Here is an 11,883-nt window from a genome sequence, read left to right on the forward strand (position 1 = left end):
GTTGGTTACTGCGTTATGTCGTGACTGCCTGATTACTGGCAGGCTTCGCACTCTTCAAACCCAGGGTCACCCGGGCGCATCGTGCAAACCGCGCCTTCGGCTTCCGGCATGGCCGGGGCCGATGCGGCCGCCGCGTCCAGGCCGGAGCCGCTGTCGCTGCCCGACGACACCGCGTTCAGCGAGCCGCGCGACACGGTGGACTTCTCCACGTGCGTGGCCGCCATGGTGCGCAGGTAGTACGTGGTCTTCAGGCCGCGCAGCCAGGCCAGCTTGTAGGTGTCGTCCAGCTTCTTGCCCGAGGCGCCGGCCATGTAGATGTTCAGGGACTGGGCCTGGTCGATCCACTTCTGGCGGCGGCTGGCGGCTTCCACCAGCCAGGTCGGCTCGACTTCGAACGCGGTGGCGTAGATGTCGCGCAGGTCTTGCGGAATGCGGTCGATGCGCGACAGCGAGCCGTCGAAGTACTTCAGGTCGGCAACCATCACTTCGTCCCACAGGCCGCGCTCCTTCAGGTCGCGCACCAGGTAGTCATTGACCACGGTGAACTCGCCCGACAGGTTGGACTTGACGTACAGGTTCTGGAACGTCGGCTCGATGCAGGCGGACACGCCGATGATGTTCGAGATCGTGGCGGTCGGCGCGATCGCGATGCAGTTCGAGTTGCGCATGCCGTGCTGCTTGATGCGCGCGCGCAGGCTGTCCCAGTCCATGCTGCTGGACAGGTCCACGTCCAGGTAGCCGCCGCGCTCTTCGGCCAGCAGCTTGAGCGAGTCCTGCGGCAGGATGCCGCGGTCCCACAGCGAGCCGGTGTAGGTCTCGTAGCGGCCACGCTCTTCGGCCAGCTCGGTGGAGGCCTGGTAGGCGTAGTAGCACACGGCTTCCATCGAGGTGTCGGCGAACTTCACCGCGGCGTCGCTGGCGTACGGCGTACGCAGCACGTGCAGGCAGTCCTGGAAGCCCATGATGCCCATGCCGACCGGACGGTGGCGCAGGTTGGAGTTGCGGGCCTTCTCGACAGCGTAGTAGTTGATGTCGATGACGTTGTCGAGCATCCGCATGGCGGTGCGGATGGTCTTCTGCAGCTTGGCGTGGTCGAGCACGTACGAGCCGTCAGCCTGCTTGGCCAGGTGGGCCACCAGGTTCACCGAACCCAGGTTGCACACGGCGATTTCGCTGTCGTTCGTATTCAGCGTGATTTCCGTGCACAGGTTGGAGCTGTGGACGACGCCGACGTGCTGCTGCGGGCTGCGGATGTTGCAAGGATCCTTGAAGGTGATCCACGGGTGGCCGGTTTCGAACAGCATGCCCAGCATCTTGCGCCAGAGCTGCATGGCCGGAACCTTCTTGAACAGCTTCAGTTCGCCGTTGGCAGCCTTGGCTTCGTAGCCGAGGTAGGCCTGCTCGAATGCCTTGCCGACCTTGTCGTGCAGGTCCGGGCAGGTGGACGGCGAAAACAGCGTCCATTCGGCGTTTTCCATCACGCGCTTCATGAACAGGTCCGGGATCCAGTTGGCCGTGTTCATGTCGTGGGTGCGGCGGCGGTCGTCGCCGGTGTTCTTGCGCAGCTCCAGGAATTCTTCGATGTCCAGGTGCCACGTCTCCAGGTAGGCGCAGACGGCGCCCTTGCGCTTGCCACCCTGGTTCACGGCCACGGCGGTGTCGTTCACCACCTTCAGGAACGGGACCACGCCTTGCGACTTGCCGTTGGTGCCCTTGATGTGCGAGCCCAGGGCGCGCACGTTGGTCCAGTCATTGCCCAGGCCGCCGGCGAACTTGGACAGCAGCGCGTTTTCCTTCAGGGCTTCGTAGATGCCTTCCAGGTCGTCCGAGACCGTGGTCAGGTAGCACGACGACAGCTGCGAGCGCTGGGTGCCCGAGTTGAACAGGGTCGGCGTGGACGACATGAAGTCGAACGACGACAGCAGCTGGTAGAACTCGATGGCGCGCGCTTCGCGGTCGGCTTCGTTGAGGGCCAGGCCCATGGCGACACGCATGAAGAATGCCTGCGGCATCTCGATGCGAGTCTCGTCGATGTGCAGGAAGTAGCGGTCATACAGCGTCTGCAGGCCCAGGTAGTTGAACTGGAAGTCGCGGCCGGCGTCCAGCGCGGCGCCCAGGCGGGCCAGGTCGAAGGTGGCCAGCTTCTCGTCCAGCAGCTCGGCGGCGATACCGCGCGCGATGAACTTGGGGAAGTACTCGGCATAACGCGTGGTCATCTCGGCCTGCGTCACTTCGGCACCCAGGATTTCCTTGCGGATGGTGTGCAGCAGGATACGGGCGGTGACCTGGCTGTAGTCCGGGTCCTTTTCGATCAGGGTACGCGCGGCCAGGATGGCGGAGTCGTACACCTGCGTCATCGGCACGCCTTCGTACAGGTTCTTCAGCGTTTCCTTGAGGATCGGCTCGGCGCTGACGGCCTTGCCCAGGCCGGCGCAGGCGTTGTCGAGCAGCGCGTGCAGGGCAACGATGTCCAGCGGCTTGCTCACGCCGCCGTCGGTCACGTTGAACTGGATGCCGGATTCCTGCACGCGGGCCACGGCCTGCGCGCTGGCGCTGGCGCGCTCCTGGGCGCGCTTTTCGCGGTACAGCACGTAGGAACGGGCCACTTCATGCTCGCCCGAGCGCATCAGGGCCAGTTCGACGTGGTCCTGCACGTCTTCGATATGGATCGCGCCACCGCTCGGGCGGCTGCGCACCAGCGCGCGCACGACGGCGTGCGTCAGTTGCTCGACGATCTCGCGCACGCGTGCGGAAGCCGCGCCCTGCCCGCCGTTCACGGCGAGGAAGGCCTTGGTCATGGCGACGTTGATCTTGGACGGCTCGAACGCCACCACGGCGCCGTTGCGGCGGATGATCTTGTAATCCTGGTAGTTCGTCGTGCCGGCTTGGGTGGCGGAGGCTTGTTGCTCGGTACCTGCAATACCGGCGGCGCCCGCTGCGCCCGTGGTGATTTCGTTCTGGGCCGTCTGCATAAGAACTCCTGTCTTTTTAGCCTGTTTTAAGAGACAAAAGAGTCCCTGGCGAAATGGGCTGCGAAAGTGTCCTGCCGTGCGTTGGCGGCGGCTGGACTGACTGCCTTTTGCTAAACATTTCGCCAGGGACTCTTGTGATGCGCCGGCCCCACATCAGGGTTTCAACCACTATCGCCACGTCTGCGACAGCGCCCCTCAACGCTTGGCCAGCTCCCCGGTTGAACTACTAGATATAGTGGTCACTGCGGAAATCTGGGCTAAGTATAGTGAAAGAAATCCGGATGACCAGTCTTGACAAGCGTGGTTGCGACACCCGGATGACAAGTGCGGCAGCGCCACATTGCCGGGAACCGCGCTACGACAAGGGATCGCGCCAAGTCGTTCGCAGGCGCACATTTTTTGGAAATTTTTTTTATCCGTGTGGCACGCCCGATAGCCCCACGCCACCCTCGGGAATTGGCATGTGACATCGCACCGACATGGGGCCGCGGCACCTACCCGCGAGCGCCTTAGTGGTGCGAGGGGCGGTAGGGTAACAGGTTTTGCGGGACCCCTGCCAGACGAGCGAAGCGGTCCCAGTCGAAGTGCGGTCCGGGATCGGTCTTGCGGCCCGGGGCGATGTCGCTGTGGCCGGCAATCGCCTGCACCGGCAACGTGGCGCGCAGGGCCTTGACCAGCGCCGCGGTAGTTGCGTACTGGGCGGCCGTGAACGGCAAGTCGTCGGTGCCTTCGATCTCGATGCCGACCGAGAAGTCGTTGCATCGGCCACGGCCGAAGAAGTCGGACAGGCCCGCATGCCATGCGCGCTTGCCGCACGGGACGAACTGCACAAGCTCGCCATCGCGCCGTACCAGGAAGTGGGCGGATACCTGAACCTGGTGGATGGTGGCGAAAAACGGGTGGCGGCCGGGGTCGAGCCGGTTCTGGAAGAAGGCCTCGATGTCGCCGCTGCCGAACTGGCCCGGCGGCAGGCTGATGTTGTGCAGCACCACCAGGTCGACCGGCATGCCAGCGGGCCGTTCGTCGAAATTGGGCGATGGCACGCGGCGCGCGGCCGGCACCCAGCCCTCGGTGTCCGGCAGGAAGCCGGCGGGGACAGAGGCGGAAGCCGGAGCCTTCATGCCGTGCCCTCCCCTTCCTCGCGCTCGTCGCGGCCTTCGCGGATATCGAGCTGCTGGATGCGGTAGCGCAGCTGGCGCAGGTTCAGGCCCAGCAGCGGCGCCGCGGCGGTACGGTTGAAGCCGGTCTGCGACAGCGCCTGCAGGATGATCTCGCGCTCCACGTTTTCGAGCCTGGCCTGCAGGTCGATCGGAAACTCCACGCCACGGCAGGCGCGCTCGGCGGCATCGGGCAGGTCCGCAGCCACGGCAACGGCTTCCGGCTCCGGCTCGGCTGCGGTCCGCGCGGACATGGGGACCGGAGCGGGCTCGGCGGGCATGATCCCCGTCGGCACCCAGCCGCCGGCCCATGGCGTGTACGGCGTCAGCGGCGACGGCGCCGCGCGCAGCGCCGCGCGTTCCAGATTGGCGTCGAGCGGGCCCAGGTCGGCCACCTGGATGTCCTCGGTCTCGGCAAACGCGTAGGCGCGTTCGAGCAGGTTCTCCAGCTCGCGCACATTGCCCGGGAACGGATAGGCCACCAGCCGCTCCAGCGCGGCCTGCGACAGGCGGCGCGGACGCGGGTCGCCGTAGCGCACGGCCAGGTGCTCGAGGATGGCGCGGGCGAGCACGGGGATATCCTCTGCACGCTCGCGCAGCGTCGGCATGCGCAGCTCCAGCACATTGAGCCGGTAGTACAAGTCCTGGCGGAACAGGCCCGCGGAGACCATGGCGGCCAGGTCCTTGTGGCTCGCACACATCACGCGTACATCGACGGCGTCTTCGCGGCTGGCGCCGATCTTGCGCACGCGGCGCTCCTGCAGCGCGCGCAGCAGCTTGACCTGCATGGCCAGCGGCAGGTCGGCCACCTCGTCGAGCAGCAGCGTGCCGCCGTTGGCGGACTGGAAGAAGCCGCCGCGCTCGGCGTCGGCGCCAGTGAACGCGCCCTTGACGTAGCCGAAGAACTCGGACTCCATCAGGTTTTCGGGGATGGCACCGCAGTTCACCGCCACGAACGGATGCGCGGCACGCGCACTGGTGGCGTGGATGGCGTGCGCGGCGCGCTCCTTGCCGCTGCCCGATTCGCCGCTGATCACCACCGGCGCCATGCTGCGCGCCAGCCGCGAGAGCGAGCGGCGCACCTCCTGCATGGCCGGCGAGTGGCCGGGCAGCAGCGCGGCGGCGCGGTCGGCCGCCAGGCTTGCGTCGGCGGCGGCTTGCTCCTGGTCTTCGCGCTGCTGATGCCGGCCCAGTGCATTCATCACCAGGCTGCGCAACTGGTCCAAAGACACCGGCTTGGCGATGTAGTCGAACGCGCCGGCCTTGAGTGCTTCGACGGCGTTGTCGGCGCTGCCGTAGGCGGTGATGACAGCCACGGGCACGCGTTCCGGCGCCGCCGAAAGCTGGCGCACGATCTCGATGCCCAGGCCATCGCCCAACCGCATGTCGGTCAGCACCAGGCTGTAGCGGCGCTGCGCGAGCTTCTCGCGCGCTTCGGCCAGCGAGCCGGCCAGCACCACGTCATGCCCCATGCGGCGGATGGAAATATCGAGCAGCTCGCGCAGGTCTGCCTCGTCATCGATGACGAGGATCGGGTCAGGGCCGGGCGTTCTGGGTGGCATGGAGCGGCGTGTCAGGTGCGGAAGTTCAGTGGATCTGCGTGTCTGCCTGCATCGCATCGCCGGTGTCGATGCGCAGCGTCAGCACGAAGGCCTTGGCGGGCAGTGTATCGCGCGGGGCAGCCAGAAGGCCGGTGCGGGCGAGCAGGTCATCCAGCGCGATGGTGCCGTAGCGGACCTGCGCGTCGTTGGCGCCGCACAGCTCCCGCGCCATGAACAGGCCCAGGCCGGTACCCTGCGCGTTGCTGGTAAAGAACGGCTCGAACAGGCTGCGCTGGTGTTCGCGCGGGATCTCGGTGCCGTCGTTCCAGACGATCAGCTCGGCATGGTGTTGGTCCAGCGCGTGCGCAAGCAGGCGGATGGCGCCCGGCAGGCGGCTGCAGTAGCGCCACGCGTTGTCGAGCAGGTTGCCGAGCACCTGCTGGAGCTGTGAGGTGTCGAAGACCACCGGCTGCGCCACGTCGACCGTGAGGCGGACCGCGTTCGGGTTGATCTCGCCACGGCCCGGCTGGCGCGTGTCGCCGGCACGCGGCCCGCGCGAGCGCATTTCCAGCCGCCAGCGCTCGACGATCTCCGGCAGCGCCTGCGCCAGCTGCGCGGTGCTGCGGCCCGTGCGCGGGCGGCGCGACAGCTGCAGCACGTCGGACACGACCTGGTCCAGCCGCCGCACGTTGTCATGGATGATGCGCAGCAGGCGCGCATCGACATCCGATTCCACGCCGCCGCCGTCGCCATCGCCGCCCACGCGCGCGCCGTCGCCAAGCAGCTCGCTGGCCTGGCTGATGGCCGCCAGCGGGTTGCGGATCTGGTGCGCGACGCTGGCCACGAGCCGCCCCATGGCGGCGAGCTTTTCCTGCTGGACCTGCTCGGCAATGCGCTCCCAGCTTTCGATATGGACCAGCACGGTGTCGCGCATCTCGCTGCGCAGCAGGGCCTCGTCGTCGGGCGACCAGGCCATGGCTTCCTGCTGGGCGATGGCCAGGCGCAGGCGCGCCGCGACCTCGGGCGTCAGCTCGTTCCACGCGGCGGTGTCGAGGCTGGATGGCAGGGTCGACGTGCTGGCGATGGTATTGCGCAGCCCGGCCAGGCCCGGCAGCACAAAGCGCAGGCGCAGCCGCGTGTGCAGGTTGCCGCCGCCCGGCGGCGCGGAGCGCGAAACGATGGGCAGCAGTTGCAGGATGCGCGGCACGTCATCCTTGCTGCGCACCCAGTCGCGTAGCATTTCCATGAGTGGCTGCAGGCGCGGGATGCGGCGCAGGTCGAACAGCACCGTCTGGCCGCCCTCTACGCCCACGCCCACGCCCACGCCCACGCTGTTGCGCGTGGTGCGCGAATACACGCGTTCATGCGGCTGCACGCCCAGCAGCACCACGGCGGCGGGGTTGGCCGCCACCACCATGCCGTTGGCGCGCACCAGCATCACGCCGTCCTGCATGTCGTTGACCATCAATCGGTTGACGAGCTGCTGCAGCCGCAACTCCTGCTCGCGCGCGAGCGCCAGCTTTTCCTGCGCCACTTGGCGGTACGCCAGCATGTACATCAGCAGCGCCGCGATCATGAACACCAGCCCGTACAGGCCGGAGCCGAGCAGACCGCCATCCGCCTGGCGCTGCAGGATGGTCAGGGCGAACGGGTGCGCCATGACCACCAGGGCCGAGACCGAGGCGGCAAACAGCGCGAACAGCAGGCTGGTGAGCGCGCCGGCCTCGAGCGCCGGCAGCAGGAAGATCATCGCCAGCCCGTCGGCATGGCCGTTGCGGCCGAGCGCCTCGTAGATCAGGCCGAGCATGGCCAGGTCGGCCAGCACCTGCAGCCGCACGCGCAGGTGGAAGCGCCGCCGCCACAGCGTGCCGGCCAGCATGGCCAGAGCGATGCCGAGGTAGGGCAAGGCAAGCTGCATGGCCGCCGTCTTGTATGCGGGCAAGGCAAGCTGGAACGGCAGCACGAGCGACGTGCCGTGCGGCTCCGCGCCGCGCTGCATGATGGTGAACGCCAGCAGCAGCAGGCCGACGGCGATGCGGGTCCAGCAGAAATAGCGCAGCAGGCGCCAGTGGAAATCAGGCGGCTCGGGCGCGCGCCACAGTTGCGCGAAGCCGGGCCATGCGGCGAGCCGGGCGGTATGCGTCGGCCGCGCAGTGATCATGCGCGGTCGCCGCTGTCGTCCGGCAGGTGGCTGCGCCGGCAATAGTGCAGGCCGCGCCAGGCAATGGCCTCGCTGCCCGGCAGGTGCACGCCGCAGTGGGCGCACTGGACCATGGCCTCGGGGTGGCTCTTGCCGTTGCCGGAGGCGTCGGCCGGATGGGATGGGTGGGATGCGCGGAGGGCTTCGTCATGGCGCGCTTCGGCGCGGGACCGCAGCCACCAGAAGACCCCCAGCACCACGGCCAGCAGGATGAAGATTCTTGCCATGGCGGTCTCAGAGACGATGCAGGATCACTTCGATCACGAAGCGGCTGCCGACATAGGCCAGCAGCAGGATGCCGAACGAGGCAATCACCCAGCGCAGCGCCACGCGGCCGCGCCAGCCGCGGAAATGACGCCCGGCCAGGATGCCGCCGAACATCGCCCATGAAATAAAGGCGAACACGGTCTTGTGGTCGAGCCGGAAGGCGCGGCCGAACAGCTCCTCGGAAAATAGCAGGCCCGAGGCGATGGTCAGCGTCAGCAGCACGAAGCCGGCGCCGATCAGGCGGAACAGCAGCTTTTCCAGCGTCAGCAGCGGCGGCAGCAGGTCCAGCCAGCGGCCCAGCCACTGCTCGGCCGGGCCCTTGGGCTTGACGTTGCCGGCACGCGCCGGCGCATGCTTGAAGCCGTGCAGGCGGCGCTCGGCCAGCAGCATCAGGAAGGCGTGGAAGGCGGCCAGCGTGAACAGGCCATAGGCCACGTTGGCAATGATGAAGTGCAACTTGAACAGCGGCCGCGCGGCATAGCCCAGGATCTGCGAGCCCGGGAACGCCAGCGGCATCAGGCTGGCGAGGAGCGCCACCGGAATCACGATCAGCCCCAGCCCGGCCAGCGAGAAGAAGAAGCTCTCGATCCAGTAGATGCCCACGCCCAGCCACAGCATGGCCGACAGCGCAAAGGCGAAGCCGAACATCATATGGTCGGCCGGGAAGATGGTTTCGTGCAGCAGCAGGCCGTGGCTGGCCAGCACGGCCGCCATCAGCAGGTGCCACCAGCCCGGCTGGGCGTCGCTGCCGCCCGCTGGCCCGCCGTTGGCGGTCAGCACGGCCGAGGCCGCGCCGTTAGCCTGGCTGCCGGCCGCGGCCAGCCGTGGATTGCGCGTGGCCCAGCCGTGCAAAGCCAGGCCGCAATAGAGAAGTGCCGTCAGGGCATACAGTACAATGACCATTTGCGCAGTTTACCTTAGTGCCCCCTGCCGGTGGCGGGCGGCTGATCCGGTAACAGAGGCCGCAACACAGCCCTTTCTTCCCCCATTCCTGCCATGCTGGACAATCTCACTCAACGCCTGGCGCGGGTCGTCAAGACCATGCGCGGCGAGGCCCGCCTGACCGAGGCCAATACCGCCGAAATGCTGCGCGAAGTGCGCCTGGCCATGCTCGAGGCCGACGTGGCCTTGCCGGTCGTGCGCGAGTTCATCGCCCGCGTCAAGGAAAAGGCATTGGGCGAGGATGTCGTTGCCAGCCTGACCCCGGGGCAGGCGCTGGTCGGCGTGGTCCAGCGCGAGCTGACCGCGGTGATCGGCGGCGAGGAAGCCGTCGCCGGCGCCGCCAAGAGCGCCGAGCTGAACCTGGCCGTGCAGCCGCCCGCGATCATCCTGATGGCCGGCCTGCAGGGCGCCGGCAAGACCACCACCGTCGGCAAGCTGGCGAAGTGGCTCAAAGAGAACAAAAAGAAGAAAGTGCTGACGGTCTCGTGCGACGTGTACCGCCCGGCCGCTATCGCCCAGCTGAAGACGGTGTCCGAACAGGTCGGCGCGGAGTTCTTCCCGTCCCAGCCGGACCAGAAGCCGGTCGACATCGCCCGCGCGGCCGTTGACTGGGCGCGCAAGCATTACCACGATGTGCTGATCGTCGATACGGCAGGCCGCCTGGGTATCGACGAGGCGATGATGCAGGAAATCGCCGCGCTGCACGCCGAGCTGAAGCCGGCCGAAACGCTGTTCGTGGTCGACGCCATGCTCGGCCAGGACGCGGTCAACACCGCCAAGGCGTTCAATGACACGCTGCCGCTGACCGGCGTGGTGCTGACCAAGCTCGACGGCGATGCGCGCGGCGGTGCCGCGCTGTCCGTGCGTCACGTCACCGGCCGGCCGATCAAGTTCGTCGGCGTCGGCGAAAAGCTCGACGGCCTGGAGCCGTTCTACCCCGACCGCATGGCCCAGCGTATCCTGGGCATGGGCGACATCCTCGCGCTGGTCGAGGAAGCCCAGCGCGGCGTGGACATGGACGCCGCCGAGAAGCTGGCCAAGAAGATCAAGAAGACCGGCGGCTTCGACCTCGAAGACTTCAAGGCCCAGATCGGCCAGATGAAGAAGATGGGCGGCCTGGGCAGCCTGGTCGACAAGCTGCCGGCGCAGTTCGCGCAGCAGGCGCAAGGCGCCAATATGGATCAGGCGGAAAAGCAGGTGGCCCGCATGGAAGGCATCATCAACAGCATGACCGCCGCCGAGCGCGCCAAGCCCGAGCTGATCAAGGCCAGCCGCAAGCGCCGCATCGCCGCGGGCGCGGGCGTGCCGGTGCAGGAAGTGAACCGCCTGCTGAACCAGTTCGACCAGATGCAAGGCATGATGAAGAAGCTCAAGGGCGGCGGCATGATGAAGATGATGCGCCAGATGGGCGCGATGAAAGGCGGCATGAAGGGCCTCTTCAACCGCTGATCCGCGCCAGGCGCCCTCCTACCCCCGCAAGAGACAAGAACAGGAAAGACACCATGATGACCGCTGAACAGGCCCGCGAACTGTGGTCCCAATCCGAGGAAATCGTCAGTGCCGAGGAAGTCCAGCTGTCGCTGGACCGCATGGCGAAGGACATCACCGAAAAGATGGGCGATGCCTTCCCGCTGGTGCTGTCCGTAATGGGCGGCGCGGTGGTGTTCACCGGCATGCTGCTGCCCAAGCTGCAGTTCCCGCTGGAATTCGACTACATCCACCTGTCCCGCTACAACAACAAGACCGTGGGCGGCGAGATGCAATGGCGCGTGGCGCCGCGTGAATCCGTCAAGGACCGCGTGGTGCTGGTCCTGGACGACATCCTGGATGAAGGCGAAACCATGGCGGCGATCCGCCAGCGCATCATGGACATGGGCGCGAAGGAATTCCACGCCGCCGTGCTGTGCGAGAAGACACTGACCAAGCTCAAGCCGATGCACCCGGACTTCTGCGGGTTCCAGGTGCCGGACCGGTATGTGTTCGGTTGCGGGATGGATGCCAAGGGATATTGGCGGAACTTGGGAACGATCCGGGCGCTGATGTAAGCGTTACCCGAAGGGCCGGCACGAGCTGCGGGCCTTGCGCCTCTCTCCCGCACGCGGGAGAGAGCAGAAAACAGTCGGCAAGCAAGGGGCTGCAGCGTCCGACCTACCCGGCGTGGTGCGCCCCCAAAATCGGCCACAACGACGCCAGCAGCAGCAACGCCATCCCCACATTGAACACGCGCAGCACCCGCGGCTGCGCCAGCCAGCGGCGCAGGGCCGAGCCGAATACGGCCCACATCGCCACGCTCGGCAGGTTGATGACGGCGAAGATGCCGGCCAGCATCAGCACGTTCAGCCACACATTGCCGTGCAGCACATAGGTGCTGCATGCGCCCACCGCCATCACCCACGCCTTGGGGTTGACCCACTGGAACGCCGCCGCCTTCAGGAAACCCATCGGGCGCGCGACCTGGCGGTCCTGCATGCCACCTGAAGTGGCAAGCTTCCACGCCAGCCAGACCAGGTAGACCCCGGCCACTACGCGCAACACCTGCCAGGTCCACGGCCAGTGCGAGAACATCGACCCAAGCCCCAGCCCGACCAGTGCCACCATCAGCGCAAACCCGCCGCTGATACCGAGCAGGTGCGGAATGGTCCGCGCAAAGCCGAAATTCACCCCCGACGCCAGCACCATGGTGTTGTTGGGGCCGGGCGTGATGGAGGACACGAGCGCGAACGCCGCAAACGCAAGAAAGACGCCGGAACCGGCGGTAAGGTCGGGAAAAGCCATGGCAGTCGCACCAGAAGAAGCAGCGGGAA

General features: G+C 67.0%; 9 protein-coding genes. 2 read left to right on the forward strand and 7 right to left on the reverse strand.

The genetic code is table 11. The annotated features are described in order from the left end of the window. Window positions 1-32 precede the first annotated feature (32 nt). The 6 genes from ACIGJC_RS13390 to ACIGJC_RS13415 form a co-directional block, all read right to left on the reverse strand. Entirely contained in the window at window positions 33-2,972 is a 2,940-nt protein-coding gene (locus ACIGJC_RS13390) for a ribonucleoside-diphosphate reductase subunit alpha (protein WP_483709378.1), read from the reverse strand. 509 nt (window positions 2,973-3,481) lie between these two features. Beyond that, window positions 3,482-4,093, reverse strand: coding sequence for a 1,6-anhydro-N-acetylmuramyl-L-alanine amidase AmpD (gene ampD / locus ACIGJC_RS13395; protein WP_483709380.1), 612 nt, complete (start codon window positions 4,091-4,093; stop codon window positions 3,482-3,484). Next, the gene (locus ACIGJC_RS13400; RefSeq protein ID WP_483709381.1) at window positions 4,090-5,691 is read right to left on the reverse strand and encodes a sigma-54-dependent transcriptional regulator; all 1,602 of its coding nucleotides are present in this window, start codon (window positions 5,689-5,691) and stop codon (window positions 4,090-4,092) included. Before ACIGJC_RS13400 ends, ampD begins: the two co-directional genes overlap by 4 nt. Window positions 5,692-5,716: 25 nt before the next feature. Further along, window positions 5,717-7,831 (reverse strand): histidine kinase dimerization/phospho-acceptor domain-containing protein, encoded by a 2,115-nt coding sequence (locus tag ACIGJC_RS13405; protein ID WP_483709382.1) that lies wholly within the window; start codon window positions 7,829-7,831, stop codon window positions 5,717-5,719. Then, a complete protein-coding gene (locus ACIGJC_RS13410; RefSeq protein ID WP_483709383.1) occupies window positions 7,828-8,097 on the reverse strand; it encodes a PP0621 family protein in 270 nt (89 codons plus the stop codon). Before ACIGJC_RS13410 ends, ACIGJC_RS13405 begins: the two co-directional genes overlap by 4 nt. Before the next feature lie 7 nt (window positions 8,098-8,104). Then, complete coding sequence (locus tag ACIGJC_RS13415) at window positions 8,105-9,040, reverse strand: cytochrome C assembly family protein (RefSeq protein ID WP_483709385.1); 936 nt, start codon at window positions 9,038-9,040, stop codon at window positions 8,105-8,107. A 93-nt stretch (window positions 9,041-9,133) separates the two neighbouring features. Here ACIGJC_RS13415 and ffh point away from each other — a divergent pair, with 93 nt between their 5' ends. Next, a complete protein-coding gene (gene ffh, locus ACIGJC_RS13420; protein WP_483709386.1) occupies window positions 9,134-10,528 on the forward strand; it encodes a signal recognition particle protein in 1,395 nt (464 codons plus the stop codon). 53 nt (window positions 10,529-10,581) lie between these two features. After that, window positions 10,582-11,124 carry a hypoxanthine-guanine phosphoribosyltransferase gene (locus tag ACIGJC_RS13425; protein ID WP_483709387.1) on the forward strand — a complete coding sequence of 181 codons (543 nt, stop codon included), beginning with the start codon at window positions 10,582-10,584 and terminating at the stop codon, window positions 11,122-11,124. Window positions 11,125-11,227: 103 nt separating this feature from the next. Here the strand turns inward: ACIGJC_RS13425 and ACIGJC_RS13430 are convergent, their stop codons facing one another. After that, window positions 11,228-11,854 carry a LysE family translocator gene (locus tag ACIGJC_RS13430; RefSeq protein WP_483709389.1) on the reverse strand — a complete coding sequence of 209 codons (627 nt, stop codon included), beginning with the start codon at window positions 11,852-11,854 and terminating at the stop codon, window positions 11,228-11,230. Window positions 11,855-11,883: the final 29 nt, after the last annotated feature.

This window comes from Cupriavidus sp. C3SS-1, assembly GCF_057073755.1.